Source organism: Clostridium lundense DSM 17049, from assembly GCF_000619945.1.
GTDB classification, from domain to species: Bacteria; Bacillota; Clostridia; order Clostridiales; family Clostridiaceae; genus Clostridium_AO; species Clostridium_AO lundense.
The window spans coordinates 56,652-78,963 of sequence record NZ_JHVC01000010.1 but is presented as its reverse complement, the minus strand read 5'-3'; the positions used below and the strand labels follow the sequence as shown (position 1 = coordinate 78,963).

The window sequence follows — 22,312 nt, the reverse complement described above, 5'->3', positions numbered from 1 at the left end:
TATTGAATTAAATAATATTATTAAATATTCTAGGGGGCGAATTTTATGACAATAAGAGAAATAGCTAAAGAGTATCATCAGAATGTTATTGGTTTAAGAAGAAATTTCCATAAATCTCCTGAGGCTAGTTTAAATGAATATAATACAAGTGAAATGATTAAAGAAGAATTAAATAAACTTGGTATTGAATGTAGAACTGTTGCTAATACAGGGATTATTGCTGAAATAAAAGGTAAAAATTCTGGAAAGACTGTAGCTTTAAGAGCTGATATAGACGCATTATCTGTTACTGAATTGAATCAATGCGAATTCAAATCACAAAATGAGGGACTTATGCATGCTTGTGGACATGATTGCCACATATCAATGCTTCTAGGTGCTGCTATGGTTTTAAATGATATAAAAGATAACCTTAATGGTACAGTAAGATTAATATTCCAACCTGCTGAAGAAGTTGCTAAAGGTGCAAAAATGATGATAGAAGCTGGAGCTCTTGAAGGTGTAGATGGAATATTTGGTATGCATGTATGGAGTGATATAGAATGTGGCTCAGTATCTGTTCAGGAGGGACCCCTAATGGCATCTTCTGATTTATTTACCATTAAAGTAACTGGTAAAGGTGGACATGGTTCTGCTCCACATCAAGGTGTAGATGCCGTTTTAGTTTCTTCCGCAATAGTTATGAATTTACAAAGTATAGTTAGTAGGGAATTGGATCCTTTACAACCTGCTGTTGTAAGTGTTGGTTCCCTTAGTGCTGGATCAAGATTTAATGTTATTGCAAGTGAAGGTATTTTAACTGGTACTACAAGATGTTTTAATCCTGAAATAAGAGCTAAATTTCCTAAAATGCTTAAAAGAGTAGTTGAAGATACAGCTTCTACTTTTAGAGCAGAAGCTGTACTTGAATATTCACATGGAACTTCTGTAGTAATCAACAATAAGGAATGCTCAGACCTAGCCAAAGATTCCTTACAGAAAATTGGTGCAAAATCTATAGTCATTGAAAAAATCATGGGGGGAGAAGATTTTGCAGAATACTTAGATAAAGTTCCAGGTGTGCTAGCTTTAGTTGGTGTACGAAATGAGGATAAAAATGCATGCTATCCACAACACCATCCTAATTATACTGTAGATGAAGAAGCGCTAGAAATTGGGTCTGCTCTTTATGCACAATATGCACAAGATTTTTTGAACAAATAAATTTAAGTGAATGCCTCGCCCTAGGAAATAATTTCTAGAGCGGGGTAATCTTTTATTAGATCATATTACGAAGCCAAACTTCATCCAAGGTTCAATATAGTCTAGTAAAAATATCTCATCATCTACTATTTTCCCTACTACATTAGTTTTCCCTGTATTTTTCATATCTTTAAGTGCAATTTGTAATTCTCCTGCATATCTTTTGTACAGTGATGATTCAATTAATATATCTCCTCTTCTTATATCTACAATATTGAAAGGATCAAATTTTTGCTGTTTATACTTTACCCTACTTTGAGTTGATCTTATAACATAGTCAGATACATCTCCTCTATTAAAATGTTCTTCATCAAGAACTATTTTCTTTTCAAGTTCAGGAATATTTTTTTGTAGTTCTACCCTAAACTCTAACTTGTTCTTATTAAGCTTACTTAAACTTTTTAATTCTTCTTCTGATGCAAATTGATTTGCAATGATAACATCATCTATCAGCCCTGTGGCAAATAAATGCTTTGCTTGTACATCTATAGGTAAGTCTCTATGCATTTCTAAAGTACAAATTCCTTCTTCTACAGGCCAAGGCCCAAACTTAGCTTCTTTGGAATTTACAAAGGCTGCTGTCCTTATTCCTAAACTTTTAAACTGTTTACTACATTTTATAAAGTGATCATAACTTAGCCCAGTATATATATGTGGATAAAAATTATGACAGGCTAATATATTTTCTACATTAGGCTTATAAGATAAAATATTATCTATATACTTTGTTCCACTACTCATATTTAATTCTATTTTCATTCCTTGCTTATTAAATGACATTACAGATTCCTCAAGTCCGCTAAATCCTAAATCCAATCTTATTCCATAAAGCCCCATCTCTTTAAATATAGATAAATCATCATAAGATACATTCATTCTTTCAAATACTGATGGTTCTACATCAGCTATTACATGCATCCCCTGTTCATTGGCAAAATCAACTATGTCCTTAAAATTGTTTACTATAGTCTCTAAATCCGTTCCTTCAGAAGATATTAGACATGTAAATATTCTCTTAAATCCATACTTAGATGCAACAGCTATATATTTTTTAATTTCCTCATTATTAAAATTTAATGGATATATAGATATCCCCAAATTTCTCATAAAATCACCCCTATGTAATGTTTATAGTAAAACTCTAATAATATTCATCATCTATTAGAGTTTTACTATAACTTAAAATTTATTTTAATCTTGTATAGACTTCTACTAACTCATTAGCTATATCTTTCAATGTCATGGTGGTCATTAAATGGTCTTGTGCATGTATTAATAGCAATGAAACTTCTCTTTTCTTTCCTCCCGCTTCTTCCTGAATTAAAGTAGTCTGTTGTTTATGAGCAAATCCAAGCTGTTTATTTGCATTTTCAATAAGCTCTCTGGCTTTATCAAAATCACCACTTTTTGCATATTGTATTGCTTCCATTGCACAACTTCTTGCTTCTCCACTATAAGTTATAATATTGAGTATAATTTCTTCCATAATAAAAACGCTCCCCTTTTTCTACTAAATTTAAGTTAATATAATTACTTTAGTTTTGTGAAATATTTTGATTTGCTCCAACTTCATATTTCTTTTCCATCTTTTCACTAGCTATAATGAATGGAATGTACATTGCTATTCCTACTACTAAATTGAATATGCATAAAAGTGCTCCTTTTATTGAACCTGTGGCTATAAATCCACCCATTATTGGAGGCGTTGTCCAAGGTAACAAAGCTATTGTTCTAGGAACTAATCCTGTATAAATTGCAAAATAACTTATCACTGTTAGCACTAAAGGTATCAATATAAATGGGATTAATAGCACAGGATTTAAGACTATAGGCAATCCAAATAAAACTGGTTCATTTATATTAAACCAAGATGGAACTATTCCTAAATTAGCAATAGTTCGCATTTGCTTTCTTTTAGATACTATATATATAGCAGCAATTAAACATAAACATGTTCCTGCTCCTCCCTGATATACAAAAGCATCAAAGAAAGATTTTGTTACTATATGTGGTATTGCCTTGTGTGCTTGAAATGCTTCTATATTCTCCTTTATAAGGGGAACATAAATTGACTGCATTATTGGTTCCATAATATTTGTACCATGTAATCCGAAAAACCATAATAAATGTACTAAAAATACTACAATTATAGCTGAACCGAAACTATCTGCTAGTCCCATAAGTGGTTTTTGTATTACATCAAATATAAGCTGATGTAGATCTGTAACCCCTATGGTCACAAGTAAACATCTGAACAGTGAAAATATAACTAAAACAATCATTCCAGGTAGTAACGCTGCAAAAGATTTAGATACTGCTGGTGGAACTCCATCAGGCATCTTTATAACAAGTTTTGGATTAGCTGCAAGCCTTACAAATATTTCAGTAGATACAATGGCTACAAATATAGCTACAAATAATCCACTGGTTCCTAAAAACGTAAATGGTAGAGTTCCATCTTTTGATGCTGTAAAAAGCATTCCTAAACAAGCAAATGCTACTAATCCTGACTGAAATGCATCTGAATCGTAACTTTTAGCTAAATTATATGCTATTGAAAATACTATTAATAATGACATTAGGGCAAAAGTTCCATTCCATATGTTTCCCCCTAGATTCTTCCAACTCTCTCCTCCAAAAATTCCTGTCATAAGTTTCTGATACCCTTTAGCTGGGAAAGCATTAATTAAAACAGCTAATGAACCTGCAATAACTAATGGCATTATTGAACAAAAGCCATCACGTACTGCCACCAGGTGTCTTTGTGAGCCTATTTTGCCCGCTACAGGTACAAAATGCTTTTCCAAAAACTCAATTATTTTTCTCATAATATCCTCCTTATTTAATTATTATCTTTCATTAAATTTAAGGCATATTTCAAAACGTTTTCTCCATTCATAGTTCCATAATCCATGCTATTTATTACTTCTACTTTTATTCCTTTAGGTTCCGCTTGAGACTTTATTTTATTGAGTAAATACCTAACCTGTGGTCCTAATAATATAACATCCGCATCATCCATGTTGTTTTTTAACTCTACTTCTGGAACTGCCTTTATTTTTACGTTTACATTAGTTTTTACAGCTGCTGTATTCATTTTTGTAACTAATAAACTTGTAGACATTCCAGCAGAACATACTAGTAAAATGCTTTTCATAAAAACTCCCCCTTAACCCTATTTTTATTTATCTACACATTTATATAGAGCAATTTACATGCCAACATTATACGTGTGTAGAAACATAGTTATATAATAAAAAAGTGTGTAATTATATTTACACACTTTTACATTGTTTCATATAATTACACACTTATACCGTTTTCTATAAACATTCTAAGTATATATACTTCCTCATCTTTACATATAGATATATCATAATTTCTTTCTAAATTCTTAAGTGCTTGCTTAACAATTATAAATTCATTATTATACTTACTAATATAATTATCTGCATTATGAAAAACAATTTGTTTACTACCATTTTTAACTCTATCCACCATAAAGCTTATGTGAAGCAATATCCCTACTTTCACATCATCTTCAAGGGGTATATTTAATTTTTCTTCTATATCTTCAATTAAAATTTTAACCATATCTATTAACTCTTCAACATTCTCCATATTTATATGAGCCTTAAGTGACTTCTTTATTTTATTATACTGATCTTCTATTTTTATAAAATTCTTTAACTTTTCTAATCCAGTTCCATCTAAGATCTCTGCTGCAGATATAAATGGTACATTCTTAATAAACATATTGATTGTACCTACAACAGCAATTATATTATACTGCTTATTTAGATTTTCAATATGTGCTAAAAAATCGTTTTTATCTAATATATTAAGAGATGCTATATCTAACTTTGAATTTTCTCCTAAAGAATCTGCTATTACGTCCTTTAACTTTTCTGAAGCGCCTTCTCCTGTAAAGCATGCAGTTATTATTAAAAATTTTTTATAGTGATTATTGCTTATGTTGACTTGAATGCCATACCTGTTCAAATTTTTACATGAATTATAAATTGACTGTAAGTCACTTCCTATAATTGACTTTCTACAGGCTTCTATTACTATTGGAGTACTAGCCATATCTATAGTTCTTACATCAATTCCTGTTTCCTCATATATCATATTCTCAAAGTTTGTAAGAGAACCCATATCTACTAATATTAGAACTCCTCTTCCCCTATTCATCTCTATAACTTTTTTCTTTGCTATTTCATACATGTCTTCTACTCTCATATTCAATGGCATATCTAGCGCTTGGACACATTCTTCTCCTAACAATTGATTAGTTACTTGTGCCATACTACTAGCAGTAGATTTACCATGCATTATTACTAATATACCTACTGCTTCTTTAAATTTCATGTCATCTTCATATTGATTAGAAGCTAAAAACATAGTTAAATATCCGATTTCATCCAAAGGAGTTTCTATATTAAAATGATTATCTATAATTCTTGCTATCTCAATAGATACCATAAATTCATCAGCATATTGAGCTCTGATAAAATTTAATTTAGGATGATATATACTATTACCTTGCCTTATTCTATCAATACTTCTCTGTAAATGAAGTGCTAATCCTAAATGTATTCTGTCATCAAACTCCTTATTAAGCTTTTTACTGGCCATAGATAATATTTCTTCTACTACAGCTACTATTTCTAGATTTACCACCTTACTTATTTCCTCTTTACGAAAAATCTCAGGTAAGTCACTCATATATCTTTTAAAATGTCTTTCTATATCTATATTTAATATGTCATTAATCTCTTTTTCCTCCATACCTTCATTTTTTAAAGAAACTAATTTCTTTTCAATAGAGTCATAGAAATAATTTTCTTCTTCATGGTCCTCTGTTTCATCTAAAGCTTCACTTCTTTCTCCATCTGTATTATTAGAAAATACCAAAATATCACCCTTATTTTTCAGTAAATTATTTATTTCCTCCCTATAATTTTGTATCTTCATAAAACCTTTCTTTGTATTTTTAGGCAAATCACTCTGTTCAATAAAAATATAGTCTAGATTTTTAGTTTTAAAATCTAAGAAAGCTTTAGCACAAGACAACTGAATATCACTTTTAAGTTGTCCTATATTATTAGGACAATCATACAATAAAAAAGATGCCAATGCATTTTTATCTATATATATATTCTTTGATAACCTTTTGGACTCGGTTATAATAAATTCCTTTAAGAGATAGTACTTTTCCTTCAATGTCCTATCTTTTAAAGGAGGCAATTTTATTATCATAGGTATTCTACGGGTAAATGTTCTTAACAGATAAGATTCTGGATCTTCTGTAGTAGCAGCTATAATTTGGACTTGTGCTTCTGTAACTTTATCAGTGTCTCCTAATAATCTAAAAAATCCTTTATCTATATAAGTAAATAACATTTCTTGCCCTTGTGGAGATAGCCTATGAATCTCATCTAAAAATAATATTCCTCCATGAGCTTTTTTCAGCAATCCTTCCTTATCTGAATCAGCACCAGTATATGCTCCCTTTTTTACACCAAAAATTTGGGCTACAACAAGCTGAGGATTATCTGCATAATCAGCACAATTAAATCTTATAAATGGAGCCTGCTTATGGATTACATTAGCCTCTTTAGCAAATTGGTACATAAGCTCTGCAAACATAGATTTTCCTACACCCGTTTCTCCTAATATAAGGGTATGTAATCCTCTAGGTGGGTATAAAATAGCTGCTTTTGCTTGTTGTATAGGTACTCTTAAGCTTAATTGAGCTCCTATCATTTTATCTAAACTATTATGTTTATCCATATTATTTTCATTTATATTTTTAGATTCAATAGAATAATATAGAACTGGTCTTCCATCAATTTTTTCTATTTTACCGTTTTTATAAAGCTTATTTAAATATCTACTTACGTTAGATCTATCTATGTTTAAATAATTACTCAAATCTATAGCTGATATATGATTTTTATTATCTTTTTCTAGTTTTATTAATGCCTCATATACCTCATCAATTTTTCTCATTTAAATCCCTCTTTGTTATAGTTATAATTCTAACTATATTTTAGCACACAATACTTTATTTTCCATAATATAAATCACCTTTCTCTCCAATATCAATTATGCATTCAGCATTACGATTTTTATAATCAATATTTATTAATGACATAATTCCTATCGGTGTTTCTGTTTTACTTTCAAGAATTATATAACTTTTAGAAGAATTAGAACCTAATATAACTTGGTTTACAAATTCTCTTGTCTCCTCCATATGATACAAATCTAAAAATGGATTAGTAGATGTCATAACTTCAATGTCATTTCTCCACTTATTGTAAAGTACTGAGTCATCCGAAGTCGTTTTTCAACACTTAAATAAAGTTTAGCTATAAAACAGAGAAGGGACTTCTCATATTGCATTTTTATGCATTATGAGACAGTCCCTTCTTATCTAATATCCCCAATTGTGTTTTATAGACATTTTGTATCCTTATATAAAATAATCAAATTATTCTACTGTGAAATCTTTCTCTACATTTTTTCCTAGTTTGCCACCTGAATCAGACTGTAATCCACCACCTATTAGAATAGTATAGGATTCTCCCTTAATAAACCCGTCTTCAGTACTAATTGTTATTGTTTTATTTAATTCATCATATTTAATAGTAGTGTCTACTACATTTCCTTTAGAATCCAATATACTAATATTTTTAAGATTATTTTCATCATCTTTTATACCCTTACTTAACCTTACTTCCCAATCTTTTTTAGTTTCTGTTATTCTTTTTTCTTCAAGTTTCTTATTAGTATAGTTTTTTCTTATTTCTGAAACTTGCTTTTGTTGTAATCCTTTCACTCTATTAATAGATGCTGTAACATCATTAACTAATTTAAAATATCTTTCATTAATATTTTTAAATTCACTACTATTTTTATCAGCTTTCTCTATCTGTTTTCTTATAGTATCTAATTTGTTTAATAATGAATTTAATTTTCCATAAAAACTATTGTATCTCCCATTATCTTCTTCTTTGTATTTGTCATTAAATTCTTCATCTAATTTTTCATCTTCCTTTGTTTGTTCATCTTCTATTGTCTGCTGACTTCCGCTAATAGAAGTATTCTGTTCACTTAATTTTGCCTCTTCATTAGTATTACTTTTTTCTTCTAAATTTATAGTAGTATTATTAGTAGTAGAATTATTAACTTCTGAACTAGTATTCTGATTTGTGCCAGTATCTGGCTGAATCTGTATAGTGAAATACTTGTCTATTTCTTTATTAATATTAGTTAAAGATTTTTCAATATCGTCTAATCTCTTATTTAACGTTTTAATATGCTTTAAATCACTTTTTTGCTTACCGTTTTGTTTATTTTGGTTATTGCTGTTATTTTTGCTCTGATTACTATCATCTTTTTTAATCTCATTATTATCAGTGTTAGTCTTATTTTTGCTTTCAATAATATTTTCTACCTTATTATTTTTTGGGACTGGTTTTTCTGCTAATACCTGTGATGAAGAAAATATTAGTGAAAAAATAGCAATAGCTGTTATTAACGCTTTTCTTCTTTTCATTTTAACACCTCTTTTAATTTATTTTTTTATAGAATTAAGGGTTTAATAAAATAATCGCATTTTTCTACATAATATTTATATTTTTATGTAAATAAATATCATAAAAATAACTTTAAAAGAAAAAGAGCCCAAAAAATTTTGAGCTCTAGACAATAAATTTTAACTATAAAACAACATCTAACTACTAACTAAATCTATTGTTCTACAACTGTATTAATATATTTTTTTAACCTATCAGGTTCATTAATTATAATACTCTTATTTTCATAACTTATAATTCCCTCATCTTGAAACTTATTTAAGCATTTAGTAACTGTTATTCTAGAACATCCAATATTATTAGCTAATTCTTGATGAGTATATATCATATTTACACTTGTTCTTCCTTTTGAATCAGGTTCTGCACAAGCTGACAATCTAAGTAGCGCGTCTGCAATTTTTCCTGTTGAATCGTTAAATATATTGTTTGTAAGCTGAAGCATTACTATTCTAAATTTTCTAGTCATACTATGAATAAAGTACCTATAAGCTTGAGGATTTTTACTCAATTCTGATTCTAAAATCCCCTTATTAATTATAGCTATCTGCGAATTTTCTTTGGCTATTGTAACTATATAATCTGTTCCCCCACAAAAATACGTCATTTCACCTAAAATCTCACCTGGTCTTATTAAGTATAATAGCTTTTCATCCCCTTTTAAACTAATTATACTTTGTCTTATTACTCCTTCTACAACTACTCCCACACTATCTTCTTCTATATCTATTATTTCATTCTTTTTATACTTTACAATTTTTCCTATATTACTAAGTTCATTTAGAAAGTAATTTCTCATAACTGATTGTCTATTGTTATCAAAAAAACTCTCGTACATAATATAATAGCACCCCTTAAATAATTTCAAATACTAATTTAGTACTTTATCATAATATTATCAAATAAAATTATTTAATTCCAGTTTATATTAAAAAAACTGAACCTAAAATGTTTTAGGTTCAGCTTAAATTAACTATTCACTTCTTAAATTTATATACTATTATAGTCTAGCATATCTTACCTAATGTGATATTTAAATCTTCCTTATTTTCCACTGCCGCTTTTATTGCAAAAGTTAATCCTTCTGCAATTTTATTAAGATCCATAAATGGTGTATTAGGTTTTGTTATAACTTGTTCTGCAATATAAGGAACGTGAATAAATCCGCCCCTTATGCTTGGATACTTTTTATTAATTAAATAAAGTAATCCATACATTATATGATTACAGACAAAAGTTCCAGCTGTATTAGATAGAGATGCTGGAATATTATTATTTTTCATCTCTGACACCATTGCTTTTATAGGTAAATTTGAAAAATAAGCATTTTCTCCATCTTCAAAAATCTTTTCATCCACAGGTTGATTTTCTTCATTATCTGCAATACGTGCATCATCAACATTTATTGCTACTCTTTCAACTGTTATATCAAATCTTCCACCTGCTTGACCCACACAAATAACTATATCAGGTTTATGAATAGTAATTAGTCTTTCAAGTTCTTTAATTGATTTCTTAAATACTGTTGGTATTTCTTCTTTTATTATTTCAGCATCAGATACTTTATCAGTAATTCTTTTAACTGCTTCAAAGGATGGATTTATTTTCTCTCCTCCAAAAGGTTCAAATCCTGTCATTAATACTTTCATTTTATTCACCTCCAAAAATATAACCAAAGAAAATTAAATTCCTATAGTTTTAAAAAGCCCAAAAATACATTAAAATAATATGAATAATAAGTAATAGTATTGCTACTGGTGCTTGATACTTAATAAGCCCATTCTTTCTATCCTCTATTTCAAGTATAGCTGTTGGGACTATATTAAAATTGGCAGCCATAGGAGTTAGTAGTGTTCCACAAAATCCCGCAGTAAGTGCAAGCGCTGAAGCTATAGCTGGATCTGCCCCTTGCGCAAATACAAATGGTACTCCAATACCTGCAGTTATAACCGCAAATGCTGCAAATCCATTTCCCATAATCATAGTGAATACTGCCATTCCAACACAATATGCAATAACCCCAAGAAATATATTTCCTTGTGGAATAACTGTTTTTATTCCATTAGCAATTACATCACCAACTCCAGCAACTGAAAAAACAGATCCAAGTGCTGCAAGAAGCTGTGGAAGAATGCTTACAGGCCCTACCACTTCAAGAAGTCTTCTGCTATCTTCAGCCATCTCGCTACTCTTTCCTTTAGTAATTATAACTGCAAGTATTAGAGCCACTAAAGCTGAAATTCCTAAAGCTACAAGTGAACCAATCTGTTTTGTCCAAAATTGTGCTACAATAAAAGCAACTATTGCAAGTGCTAATGCAGGTAGAAATATACTGTTTCCTATAGAATTTGCCATCTTCTCTTTAAATTCTTTAGATGACTCACTAAATGTATTAAATTTTACAAGTTTAAGTGCTGAAAGTACAGCCATTATCAAAACAAGATATCCTACAATTGTATCATTTATAAATATATTCTTATTACCCCATACAAGTCCAATTCTACTAAATGTAAAAGTTAATCCTAAAATCCCCCAGAAAAGCGCAGTAGGAATCCTTGAAGGATGTTTTTTATCTTTCATAGTTACATATACTGAATAAAAACAAACAATACCAATTAAAACATACATTATTTCTGTTAAGGAATCTTTTAACATAAATCCACCTCCCAAACTATTATTTATTATTTTCGGATTTTAATTGTGATTTATATTTTTTATCAAATTTCTTATCATAGTATAAGAATTGTATAGTACCTACAATCATTATAATTATTGCAATAGGTAATGAAGCTTTAGCAATATCAACCGCTTCAACTATATATCCCTGTTCTTTCATAACACCAACAATTAAAAGAACTCCACCAGATGCAACAAAAAAATTCTGGCCAAAGAAGTTACCATAATTTTCAACAGCACCTTCAAGACTCTTTATAGTTTCAACATCCTCTTTGTCCATCTTTCCATATCTGTTTTCTCCAGCTCCCATTGCCATTGGTAATATAAGTGGTCGTATAAACTGGATATGACCTCCTATTCTTATACCAAACATTGCTGCAACTGTTCTTATTACTAAATACAATGATGTTAATCTTCCTACTGTTGCAGATTTAAGTTTACTAATTAAATAAGCAGCTCTTTCTCGAAGTCCATACCTTTCCAAAAGTCCTATAACAGGTAAAGAAATAATAAATATTGACATATATCTATTTTCTACAAATGCCTTTCCAAGTGTTGTCATAACATCATTAAATGACATTCCAGATACAAGCCCCGTTGCAATTCCTGCAAAAACAACAACTGCAATAGTATCTAGTTTAATGATAAAACCTATTAAAATAATTAAAATACCAATTAACTTTATCACTTTATCAAGCCTCCCTTTGTATTTTTATATACTATGATACCAAAATATAAAATTTATTTTTGTGTCCTACACTACAAAACACATGTTTTTATGTAATTGTTTAACTTGATATAAAAATATTTTTGTGATAATATTTCATACATAAAAGAATATTTTGTAAAAATAGGTCTAAGTATCCTTGGTTAAAAGGGAAGTTGGGTGAAAATCCCACGCGGTACCGCCGCTGTAAGAGAGGAGTTTTCTTCTATTATGCCACTATTTTTAATGGGAAGGCAGAAGAAAATTATAATACTCAAGTCAGAAGACCTGCCTATTTTCTTACACTGTAGCTCTACGAGTAATAGGGAGGTGTTTATTGTATTTTATTTGTGTACATATTTATAACTCTTTAACTATTTGTAGTTAAAGGGTTTTTTATTTTTAAAAAATTACCAAGGAGGAATATACATATGAAAGGAAAAGGAATAAAAAAACTATATAAAAAATTAATACTAGGAGTAATAACTGTATCAATGGTGCTTTCAGTAAGCGCATGTTCTGGAAATAGCACATCAAAAAATAATGAAAATACAAATAAAAACAATGTGGAAACTTCAGCAAAACAAGGAGACAAGCAGTCACATTATCCAGTAACAATAACAAATTATAATTTTGCTGGAGAAGAAATCAAGGTAACTTTTGATAAGATGCCCGAAAAAGTATTAACTACAAATCAGACTACTACTGAATTAATGCTAGATTTAGGTTTAGAGAAATATTTAGTTGGTACCTGCTATCTTGATAATCCAATATTAGATAGATTAGCAGATAAATATAAAAAAGTTCCTGTAACATCAGAAAAATATCCAACAAAAGAACAGGTACTAGCTTTACAACCAGATTTAATTTTTGGATGGAAAAGTGTATTTGCAGATAAAACTTTAGGAGATATAAAAGAGTGGAATGAAAAAAATGTGAAAACTTTTGCTCAACGTAATACAGTAAAAACAGTAGGCAATTTTACTATAGAAAATGGATTTAAGGATATTGATGACTTGGGTACTATATTTAATATTAAAGATAAAACTGATAAATATGTTAAAGACTTAAGAGATAGACTAAATAAAATAGAAGAAAAAACATCTAAGCTTAAAAATAAGAAAAAAGTATTAATTCTTGAGGATGCTGGAAACGGCAAGTTTAGATTATATGGTAAAAATGATTTAGTAGGAGATATGGTACTAAAAGCAGGTGGAGAAAATTTAGGTGAAAAATCAGGTACTATGAGTCTTGAAAATATAGTATCTGCTAATCCAGATGCTATTGTACTTGTACATTTTGGAGATGAAAAAGAAATTCATGATAAAAACTTAGCTAAAATACTTACTGAAAATAAAGCTTTAGCTAATGTAAATGCTATTAAGAATAATAAAATAATTATCACTGGTTTAGCAGAAACATGGGCTGGCGGAGTTCGTACTGTTGATGCAGTAGAACGCTATGCCAAAGAATTATATTCTGAATTATTCAAATAAGATGGAAGATACATTAAAGGCAAAAGCTACTACTAAAAGCCATAAAAATTTAAAACCAGTGAAAATAACTAATTTAATAGTCATAACAGGATTATTTATCTTCTTGATAATATCAATAATTTGTGCAGTAGCTATTGGTTCGGTAAAAATACCTACAACAGATGTATATAAAGTTATTTTGTACAAGCTTTTTAGTATTAAAGGACTAGAATCCGATATCCAAAGACAATTTGTTGATATTATATGGCAAATAAGATTACCAAGAGTATTACTTGGTGTAATTGCAGGTATGGGGTTGGCCTTAGGTGGAGTTGTAATGCAAGCAACAGTACAAAATCCTTTAGCTGATCCATATATATTAGGAATTTCTTCAGGAGCTACTTTTGGAGCTACATTTTTTATATTAATAGGCTCCAATGTTTTAACAGGAACACTTTTAAACATTGGAGTGGCATTTTGGGCATTTATTGGAGCATTGTTAGCTTCAATAATGGTTTTTAAATTATCCAGTATAGGTGGAAGAATTACCCCAGTAAAATTAGTGCTATCTGGTATGGTAGTTAGTCTTATATGCTCAGCTTTTTCTCATTTAATGGTATATCTAACTAATAACAATGATGCAGTACGTTCTATTTCAGAATGGGCTATGGGTAGTTTAACAGGCGGAAAATGGAGTAATCTGTGGCTTCCAACTTTAGTTGTACTAATACTAGCTGCTTTCTTTTTGTGCCAGTGCCGTGTCATGAATACTATGCTTCTAGGAGATGAAGCAGCTATAACTCTAGGTATAGATTTAAATAAATATAGAAAATCATATATGCTTATAGTGGCTATATTAACTGGAGTGCTAGTATCAAGTTGTGGAATTATAGGTTTTATAGGATTAGTAATTCCACATATAACTAGAAGCTTAGTTGGATCAAATCATAAAAATAATTTACCTGTAGCTATGCTCATTGGAGGTATTTTCCTTGTATGGGCAGATGTATTAGCACGTATTATTCTTAAGAACATGGAAATGCCTATAGGTATTATAACTTCATCACTAGGAGCTCCATTTTTTATATATATTATAATAAAGCGTGCGTATAGTTTTGGAGAGAGGTAATTGAATATGAAGTTAAACATTGAAAATATAAATGTAGTACTAGGTAAAAAAACAATAGTAGAAAACGCCTGTATTAAAGTTAACAAAGGGGAATTTGTAGGAATTATAGGCCCTAATGGAAGTGGAAAGTCCACTTTATTAAAAACAGTTTATCGTATTTGTAAACCTGAATCAGGAGTTATATATTTAGATGGAAAAAATCTTCTTACTATGCCTATAAAAGATATGGCTCGTGAATTAGGCGTTGTAAGTCAATTTAATAATATAGCTTTTGATATTAAAGTAGAAGATATGGTTCTTATGGGGAGAAGTCCTCATAAAAAGATGTTAGAACAGGATAATGAAAATGACTATAAAATTGTTAGAGAAATGTTAGATAAAGTAGATATGCTTCATTATGCTAAAAGAAGCTTTTCAACTTTATCAGGTGGAGAAAAACAAAGGGTTCTTTTAGCTAGAGCATTGGCTCAAAAGGTGGAATTACTTATATTAGATGAGCCTACAAATCACTTAGATATAAAATATCAAATTCAAATATTAAATTTAGTTAAATCTTTAGGTATTACAGTAGTGGTAGCACTGCATGATTTAAATTTAGCAGCAGCTTATTGTGATAAATTATATGTTATGCACAATGGAAATGTTGTAGCTAATGGAGATCCTAAAGCAGTATTAACACCACAACTTATTAAAGAAGTATATGAGGTGGATTGTACAATTCATGCACATCAAGAGCCAATGTACATCACCTTTAAAACAATTTAAAGAAAGGATGATAGTATATGGCTATAGCAATAATGGCATGTAGAAAATTAATTGGAAAATGTTCAGGTACAGGATGCCTTAAAGCTTACAACAATTGCAAAGTAGCTTTTGAAATATATAAAGATAACAAACCACCTCTTGCAAGCTTCTTTTATTGTAAAGGTTGCAAAGAAACTAAAGGAACAGATGAAGATTGGGATCATAAAATAACTCAACTTAAAAATAATAATGTAGATACCGTTCATTTAGCACTTTGTATAAATGTGGAATGTGATGAATATGAAAAGCATGAAGAAATGCTTAAAGGCGAAGGCTTTAAAGTAATTCGTGGAAGTCATTAACTTAAAAAAGATGGTTACAATGAGTTAAAAATTGTAACCATTTTTTTATTACTTTATATCATCTTTGTTTACATAAAAAATTAATTTGTTATGATTTTAATTTAATATATTTCCTCAACTATATTATAACCCATTTGTAAGTTCTATTTCTTCTTCATATTTCCTATATTCTTTAGTAAATAGGAAAGGCAAATAAACTATAAACATGCAAATCAAATGTCCAAAACCATTAGCTCCCGTACTGCTGTTAAAAATAAAAGCACCAAAAAAGTTGTTAAAAAAATGAATTATAGATACAGTCCATATGTTTTCTGTCTTCATATAGACAAATCCAAAGAATATAGCGTAGGGAATACAACAAATTAATAGATCTAGAATAGAATAGAAAGATATTGTTGCCCTATAATGAAATAGGCTTAATGGTAAATGCCATATACCCCATATAATTCCTAAAATAATTATACCCTTTCGCTTACCTAGGCGTCGTTGAAGAGCAGTTTGAAGAAAATATCTCCAGCCATATTCCTCTCCTAAAAATAAAATAAACTGGAATAGAAACCAAAAAGGTAAAAGAAATATGAACTGCATAAATATTTTTATATCCTTGAAAAAAGTAATAATTTCTTTAACACTACCAAAAATAAGTTCATTTAAAATATTTGTACATATATACAAAACAAAAAATAACAAAATACACCCAAGAGATGTCTTCACATTTTTTCCAAAACCCAATCCAAAATTATACAGACTTTCTTTTTCAGAGGGAAAAGAACACATAAGTAATGTGGTAATACTCCCCACAATCATCCAGCATTCTATATACATATCTGGGTTTTTGTGAAATACAAATATCTCTACTAAAAGAAATAAAATCGAGGTAATAGTAAAAAATAAATATGATCCATAAAATTTCATTGGCAGCTTTTTACGCTTTTCTTTGTTTAATAATAAAGCTATCATCACCCCTATAGCTGGATAATACGCCTGTGCCTTACTAAAGACACCCATTGTATATTTAGTATATACAAATGCCATAGCAATACCCATACCTGTGGTCAAACCAAAAGTTACTAACAAAAATATAGTAAGATCTTTGTTTGAAATATTATGTTCCAACATTTTTTGCCTCCTAGTAAAAATATAGTTAATAGTTGCTCTTCTCATTTACTATTTCTATTTAAAATTTATAATTGTTTCCGTTAACAGTTTAGCATATTTTGTAACTTGTTCAAAATTTAATAATATAATCCTAAAATTTATGATCACTTTTCTAATATTCATCAATAACATTTGTTTAAACGATCTATTAAATACAAATAACTATCTTCTAACGTTGATTCCACATTAACTGCATTCGTAATTGGCTTTATAAAATAAATCTTATATTGGATTAACCACTTTATTTTGGACAATATCTAATTAATTCTTGCTTGTTCTTATAATTACACCCTTACCTCGATATTAGTTAGCTGCTCTCAGATTAAATTAATCAAATCTATTATAATTCACACAAATCTATGGACGTTTTCCATATAGGAAAAGAACCTATATGAATAGACCTCTATTCTATAGATTCTCTTTTATATCTTAGGAGTACCTTCTTAAATAATATTTTTACTATTTTAATAAATTCTTTATTAATCTTAAGTATATCTACTTATTAAGAAAAACCGAATGTCCACTTAATCCAGATTCATATATAGAATTTATAATTTTTTGAGTTTTAAGGCAATCTTCTCCGTTAACCTCAACTTCTTTTCCTAAAACTATATTTTCATACACCTTCTTTATTAATGTATAATGACAATATCCCCAGTACTTCTTTACATTACTTCCATAATCGATTCTGTCACTATCAAGTAGTTTAATACTCATTTTTCTTCCATCAACATAATCAATATAACCTTCATCCCCAATTATAGATGCTGTTCCCCTCTCGCAATGAATTGTAATATCTATTGGCATGTCACTTGTAAAATAATTCATTGTATAAAAACTAAGATTAAAGCCATCTTCAAAATAAATTATACCTTCAGCACAGTCCTCAACCTGAACCTTTTTATGATTTCTATTTCGTATACTAGCATCTACCTTAATTGCCTTTTTTTCCACAATATATCTTACAAGATCAAGTGAGTGAATTGCTTGGTCTATCACCACGCCTCCACCTTCCTTATCCCATGTTCCCTTCCAATCACTTTTTAAATAGTATTCATCACTTCTATTCCAAGTTACAATAACTCTTCCTGATAACACCCTACCTAAATTACCATTCTGTATCTCATTTTTTATAACTTGTACTCCTCGATTATACCTATTTTGAAATAATACAGATAGAGTTACATTATTTTTATTACAAGTATTGACCATGTCCACAGCATCATTGTAATTTATTGCCATAGGTTTCTCTGTTATCACATGAATTCCTCTTTTAGCTGCTTCAATCGCCATATTGTGGTGAAGATAATGAGGTGTACAAATATGAATGGTATCCAAAGCTTCCTTATCAATCATATCTAAATAATTAGTATAATAGTTACACTTATATTTTTCTGCTGTATATTTTGCTACATATTCCCTTATATCGCATACAGCAGCTATATTGCAATTTTCAATCATTCTTATTGATTGAAGATGCATTGGTGAAATTCTTCCACATCCAATTAATCCGACCCTAAACTTCATTGTTACCTCTCCAATTCTTAAAAGCATATTTAAACTTCCATCATACTCAACTATTTACTTTCATCAAATCTATGCTCAACAGTTTCTACCAAATGACTCTTAAGTGACTTATAAGCTGTTAAAGCAACTTCCATTGCCTTAGCTCCATCAAGTCCAGTTACCTTTGGGGTTGATTTACTCTCTATACTCCTTATAAATTCCCTTATTAATCCTTCATCACCATCGCTTCCCCAAACTACATCATTTATAGAATTATCCTCAACACTAAATACTCTTTCTGTTTGTCCAAATGCCTCGACCTCAAGAGTTCCCTTCGTCCCTATTATCTCCATAAAAACTTCAGGCCATATTGTATAGTTTTTATGGTGAGCCCAGCTGCTATCAATTGTTGCAAAGACACCATTCTCAAACTGAAGTGTAAGAATTCCACAATCATCTATTCCTTTATTATGAATAAGCTCTCCACCTTCGCAGTAAACAGTATTACATTCACTTCCAACAAACCATCTCATTAAATCTGCAAGATGAACTGTATGGTCCATAATCGCCCCACCACCAGCTTCATTCTTATTTATAAACCAGCCTGATGGTATTTTTCCATGATTAATTCCTGTTATACAAAGAATGTCTCCAATATCACCATTATTCACTGCTATCTTTGCCTCTTCAATTGATGCATTAAACCTCATTGGAAATGCAGTCATAATTCTTACATTATGTTTTTTTGCCTCTGACAACATTTCTTCAGCTTCTTTATAGGTAGTTGCAAACGGTTTTTCAACAAGCATATCTTTTCCTGCTCTTGCTGCATCAACTGCTATCTTGCAATGAAGCTTATTTGAAGTACATATTACAACTCCATCCACAAGTCCCAAAAGTTCATGATAATCCTGAAAATATTTAGTATTAAACCTTGAAGCCATCTCTATTCCTCTAAAATTGTCTGAATCAGCAATGCCAATAAGCTCTACATTAGGAAGTTTTAAAAGTGAATCCGTATAACTTAAAGCATGCATATGTTGAAAACTTATTACCCCAACTCTAATCTTATTCATTTTTCTCGCCCCCTATAGTTACTACTTTTCCTTCTTTTGAGGATTTTATAGCAGCTAATGAAATTCTTATTGCTTCTATAGCATCTTCACCTGTAACAATTGGAACCCTACTCTCAACAATGCAATCTACAAACGCTTGAATCTCCAAAGTATATGGCTCATCCCAATATGATAACGGTGTGTCTAAATTCATATTATACATTTCATTATTAGTTTGCTTTTTAATAGATGAAGTTCTTCGACTATCAAACTCTATTTGTCCTTTTGTACCAATAACTTCAAATGTTGTTCCAAAGATTGCTCCCTGTGGAAATGCCCAACTTCCCTCAACATGGGCAATAGGACCATTTTTTAATTTAAGTGTAATAAGACAATGATCTTTTCCTTCAATTTTTCCATTAAAGCTTTTTACATAAACTCTTTCAATTTCTCCAAAATTATGCCTTATCCAGTCAAAATCATGAATAACTAAATCTAAAATAGGTCCTCCACTAAGCTCATAGTTTGAATACCAGTTATTCCAGTTCCATGATGGATATGCTCCTGTCCTTGTTGTTCTTATAAGCTTTGGCGTTCCAATTTTATTAGAATTAATAGTTTCAATAGCCTTTGTATATGCAGGGAAAAATCTAACCACATGTCCAACTGAAAATTTTACTCCCATTTTTTCAGCAAGCTTAACCATATACTGAGCATCCTCTATATTTAAAGCAATAGGCTTTTCACAAAAAACATGTTTTTTCATTTTCAATGCCTTTTCAGCAAATTCTCTATGCATATAGGTCGGTACACAAACATCAACAATATCGATATCCTCATTATTTAACATTTCATCATAGGAATTATAATTATTGGCATTATGAATCTTTGCAATTTGACTACCCTTATTTTCATTTATGTCACATACAGCCACTACTTTTGCGTTTTTAACATTTATGTAGCTTCTTCCATGTACTCCGCCCATGGTTCCGCATCCCACTATTGCTACCTTTAACATATTAATCCCCCCCTATATTAACTTTAAATAATCAAAAAGATTCTTATAATTATTCTTTTTTAAAATATCCAAAGCCCAATTTACCCTACCTACCATTTGTAAAACATGAGCATCAGTTCCCACACTTAACCTTACATTTTTCTTCATAAGACTTTGAATTATGCTAATCCTTGGTGTTTCTGTTGCACAATGAAGCTCATAGGCTTTGTCATTTTTTATTAAAGCTTTAGTTAATTGATTTATAAAGTTCTCATCAAAATATCTTTCCGAAATTAACTTGCATATCTCCTTTCTCTGTTCATAGGTGGTTGTATTAGGTATTATCATTGACTCAATTGGCAAATATCCCTCAGGATGTCCAATTATATCCCCTTGTCCACTTCCCATATTTATAATTTTTTCTTTATAACTTTCCCAGTAAAAATCATTAAAGTATTCACCTTTTTTTATCTCGCCTTCATATTCAACATAATGTCCACTGGTTATTATTAAATCGCAGGTATTAAATACCTTATCACTGACCCTAATATTACCATTAAAATCTGTGCAAGTTTCAATTCCACATAAGACTGGCTGACTTATACTATACCCATAAGATTTTGCATTCTTTAAAAACTCTATTAAATCTTTCTCACTAATATTTCTTACTTCATCCTTAGGGTCATAAGGATCAAAATGATCAGTAATAGCCACACACTTTAATCCAATTTCCTTTGCCCTATTAATCACTTCTTTATAATCAGGTTGTCCATCTGAAAATTTAGTATGTGTATGTAAATCAACAAAATACATATTATCACATCCTTTAAGCTATTCTTTCATACCAGATAATGATATTCCTGATACAAAGTATTTTTGAAAAGCTATATAAACAATTAAAACTGGTATTATTGCTAAAAATGCAGCTGCCATTTTTAAATTATAAGCGTCATAATATTGACTTGATAACTTAGCAATAGCAAGTGGCAATGTTCTAAGTCTGTCCTCCCCTACAACTAACAGTGGCCATTGGAATGCATTCCAGCTTGATATAAACTTGTTTATTGTAATTACAGCTATTAAAGGCTTAATAAGTGGAAGTACAACTTTTGTAAAAATATCAAATTCATTTGCTCCATCTATTCTAGCTGCCTCTATTAAAGAATTTGGTATTGACTGCATAAAATTTCTTGCAAGAAATATACTAAAAGCATCTACCATTCCAGCAAATATCAATCCAAAATAGGTGTTAATTAATTTTGCCTTATAAGCCATTATATAAAGAGGTATTATTGTTGCAACCCATGGAATCATAGTAGTTGCAAGTATTGCCAAAAATATTATTCTTTTTCCTTTAAAATTGTATTTAGCAAAAGCAAAGCCTGCCATGGTAACAACTATAATATTCGCTACTACCTGGACTAATGTAACAAATATACTATTTAAATAATATCGTCCAAAATTTCCCCTTTCAAAAAGCTCTTTAAAATTCTCAAGTGAAAAGTTATTAGGTAATAATTTTGGTGGTATTAAATAAAATTCATCTATTCTTTTAAAAGATGAAAATATCATCCAAACAAAAGGAAGGGCTACCAAAATAGAAACTAATATTAAAAGGCAAATCGTAATAGCTTTATATCTACTATTTTGTTTCATAT

Annotated in this window: 22 protein-coding genes and 1 riboswitch; of the genes, 5 read left to right on the top strand and 17 right to left on the bottom strand. The window is 29.9% G+C overall.

Annotated features, from left to right (window positions below; genetic code table 11):
• The first annotated feature begins 45 nt into the window (after positions 1 to 45).
• Positions 46 to 1,203 (top strand): M20 family metallopeptidase, encoded by a 1,158-nt coding sequence (locus T514_RS0112930; RefSeq protein WP_027625164.1) that lies wholly within the window; start codon positions 46 to 48, stop codon positions 1,201 to 1,203.
• Positions 1,204 to 1,263: 60 nt separating this feature from the next.
• Here T514_RS0112930 and T514_RS0112925 read toward each other — a convergent pair whose 3' ends face one another.
• From T514_RS0112925 to T514_RS0112875, 11 genes are all read right to left on the bottom strand, one after another.
• Positions 1,264 to 2,349, bottom strand: coding sequence for a DUF871 domain-containing protein (locus tag T514_RS0112925; protein ID WP_027625163.1), 1,086 nt, complete (start codon positions 2,347 to 2,349; stop codon positions 1,264 to 1,266).
• A gap of 79 nt (positions 2,350 to 2,428) precedes the next feature.
• Positions 2,429 to 2,728 carry a PTS sugar transporter subunit IIA gene (locus T514_RS0112920; RefSeq protein WP_027625162.1) on the bottom strand — a complete coding sequence of 100 codons (300 nt, stop codon included), beginning with the start codon at positions 2,726 to 2,728 and terminating at the stop codon, positions 2,429 to 2,431.
• A 49-nt stretch (positions 2,729 to 2,777) separates the two neighbouring features.
• A complete protein-coding gene (locus tag T514_RS0112915; protein ID WP_027625161.1) occupies positions 2,778 to 4,070 on the bottom strand; it encodes a PTS sugar transporter subunit IIC in 1,293 nt (430 codons plus the stop codon).
• 14 nt (positions 4,071 to 4,084) lie between these two features.
• Positions 4,085 to 4,399, bottom strand: coding sequence for a PTS sugar transporter subunit IIB (locus T514_RS0112910; RefSeq protein ID WP_027625160.1), 315 nt, complete (start codon positions 4,397 to 4,399; stop codon positions 4,085 to 4,087).
• A 146-nt stretch (positions 4,400 to 4,545) separates the two neighbouring features.
• Positions 4,546 to 7,257: a sigma-54-dependent transcriptional regulator gene (locus T514_RS0112905; protein ID WP_027625159.1), complete on the bottom strand. Its 2,712-nt coding sequence runs from the start codon at positions 7,255 to 7,257 to the stop codon at positions 4,546 to 4,548.
• Positions 7,258 to 7,312: 55 nt separating this feature from the next.
• Positions 7,313 to 7,540 carry a hypothetical protein gene (locus T514_RS24575; RefSeq protein ID WP_207640936.1) on the bottom strand — a complete coding sequence of 76 codons (228 nt, stop codon included), beginning with the start codon at positions 7,538 to 7,540 and terminating at the stop codon, positions 7,313 to 7,315.
• A gap of 201 nt (positions 7,541 to 7,741) precedes the next feature.
• Positions 7,742 to 8,809: a hypothetical protein gene (locus tag T514_RS0112895; protein WP_027625158.1), complete on the bottom strand. Its 1,068-nt coding sequence runs from the start codon at positions 8,807 to 8,809 to the stop codon at positions 7,742 to 7,744.
• A 194-nt stretch (positions 8,810 to 9,003) separates the two neighbouring features.
• Complete coding sequence (locus tag T514_RS0112890; RefSeq protein WP_034869073.1) at positions 9,004 to 9,684, bottom strand: Crp/Fnr family transcriptional regulator; 681 nt, start codon at positions 9,682 to 9,684, stop codon at positions 9,004 to 9,006.
• Between the two features lie 169 nt (positions 9,685 to 9,853).
• A complete protein-coding gene (gene pcp, locus T514_RS0112885) occupies positions 9,854 to 10,495 on the bottom strand; it encodes a pyroglutamyl-peptidase I (RefSeq protein WP_027625156.1) in 642 nt (213 codons plus the stop codon).
• A gap of 49 nt (positions 10,496 to 10,544) precedes the next feature.
• Positions 10,545 to 11,501 carry a DUF979 domain-containing protein gene (locus T514_RS0112880; RefSeq protein ID WP_027625155.1) on the bottom strand — a complete coding sequence of 319 codons (957 nt, stop codon included), beginning with the start codon at positions 11,499 to 11,501 and terminating at the stop codon, positions 10,545 to 10,547.
• A 19-nt stretch (positions 11,502 to 11,520) separates the two neighbouring features.
• Positions 11,521 to 12,207, bottom strand: coding sequence for a DUF969 domain-containing protein (locus T514_RS0112875; protein WP_423219357.1), 687 nt, complete (start codon positions 12,205 to 12,207; stop codon positions 11,521 to 11,523).
• Positions 12,208 to 12,357: 150 nt separating this feature from the next.
• Positions 12,358 to 12,538: riboswitch (cobalamin riboswitch) on the top strand.
• A gap of 121 nt (positions 12,539 to 12,659) precedes the next feature.
• Between T514_RS0112875 and T514_RS0112870 the strand changes: the two genes are divergently transcribed.
• Genes T514_RS0112870 through T514_RS0112855 form a run of 4 tightly spaced genes read left to right on the top strand, consistent with a single transcriptional unit; the run spans position 12,660 to position 15,938 of the window.
• Positions 12,660 to 13,724 (top strand): ABC transporter substrate-binding protein, encoded by a 1,065-nt coding sequence (locus T514_RS0112870; RefSeq protein ID WP_027625153.1) that lies wholly within the window; start codon positions 12,660 to 12,662, stop codon positions 13,722 to 13,724.
• Positions 13,690 to 14,832, top strand: a complete 1,143-nt coding sequence (locus T514_RS0112865) for a FecCD family ABC transporter permease (RefSeq protein ID WP_084284544.1) — start codon at positions 13,690 to 13,692, stop codon at positions 14,830 to 14,832. Before T514_RS0112870 ends, T514_RS0112865 begins: the two co-directional genes overlap by 35 nt.
• Before the next feature lie 6 nt (positions 14,833 to 14,838).
• The gene (locus tag T514_RS0112860) at positions 14,839 to 15,597 is read left to right on the top strand and encodes an ABC transporter ATP-binding protein (protein WP_027625151.1); all 759 of its coding nucleotides are present in this window, start codon (positions 14,839 to 14,841) and stop codon (positions 15,595 to 15,597) included.
• Positions 15,598 to 15,614: 17 nt separating this feature from the next.
• Positions 15,615 to 15,938 (top strand): CGGC domain-containing protein, encoded by a 324-nt coding sequence (locus T514_RS0112855; protein ID WP_027625150.1) that lies wholly within the window; start codon positions 15,615 to 15,617, stop codon positions 15,936 to 15,938.
• Positions 15,939 to 16,061: 123 nt separating this feature from the next.
• On the opposite strand, the gene T514_RS0112850 is transcribed toward T514_RS0112855, so the two are convergent.
• The 6 genes from T514_RS0112850 to T514_RS0112825 all read right to left on the bottom strand — a co-directional run bounded on the left by T514_RS0112850 (position 16,062) and on the right by T514_RS0112825 (position 22,310).
• The gene (locus tag T514_RS0112850) at positions 16,062 to 17,057 is read right to left on the bottom strand and encodes a CPBP family intramembrane glutamic endopeptidase (protein ID WP_027625149.1); all 996 of its coding nucleotides are present in this window, start codon (positions 17,055 to 17,057) and stop codon (positions 16,062 to 16,064) included.
• Positions 17,058 to 17,591: 534 nt separating this feature from the next.
• Entirely contained in the window at positions 17,592 to 18,650 is a 1,059-nt protein-coding gene (locus T514_RS0112845) for a Gfo/Idh/MocA family protein (RefSeq protein ID WP_242850598.1), read from the bottom strand.
• Between the two features lie 23 nt (positions 18,651 to 18,673).
• On the bottom strand, positions 18,674 to 19,678 hold the full coding sequence (locus tag T514_RS24570) for a Gfo/Idh/MocA family protein (protein ID WP_051542036.1): 1,005 nt from the start codon (positions 19,676 to 19,678) through the stop codon (positions 18,674 to 18,676).
• Complete coding sequence (locus T514_RS0112835) at positions 19,671 to 20,675, bottom strand: Gfo/Idh/MocA family protein (protein WP_027625147.1); 1,005 nt, start codon at positions 20,673 to 20,675, stop codon at positions 19,671 to 19,673. The genes T514_RS24570 and T514_RS0112835 overlap by 8 nt, the downstream gene beginning before the upstream one ends.
• Positions 20,676 to 20,687: 12 nt before the next feature.
• Positions 20,688 to 21,467, bottom strand: a complete 780-nt coding sequence (locus T514_RS0112830; protein ID WP_027625146.1) for a PHP domain-containing protein — start codon at positions 21,465 to 21,467, stop codon at positions 20,688 to 20,690.
• An 18-nt stretch (positions 21,468 to 21,485) separates the two neighbouring features.
• Complete coding sequence (locus T514_RS0112825) at positions 21,486 to 22,310, bottom strand: carbohydrate ABC transporter permease (RefSeq protein ID WP_027625145.1); 825 nt, start codon at positions 22,308 to 22,310, stop codon at positions 21,486 to 21,488.
• Between the last annotated feature and the right edge of the window lie 2 nt (positions 22,311 to 22,312).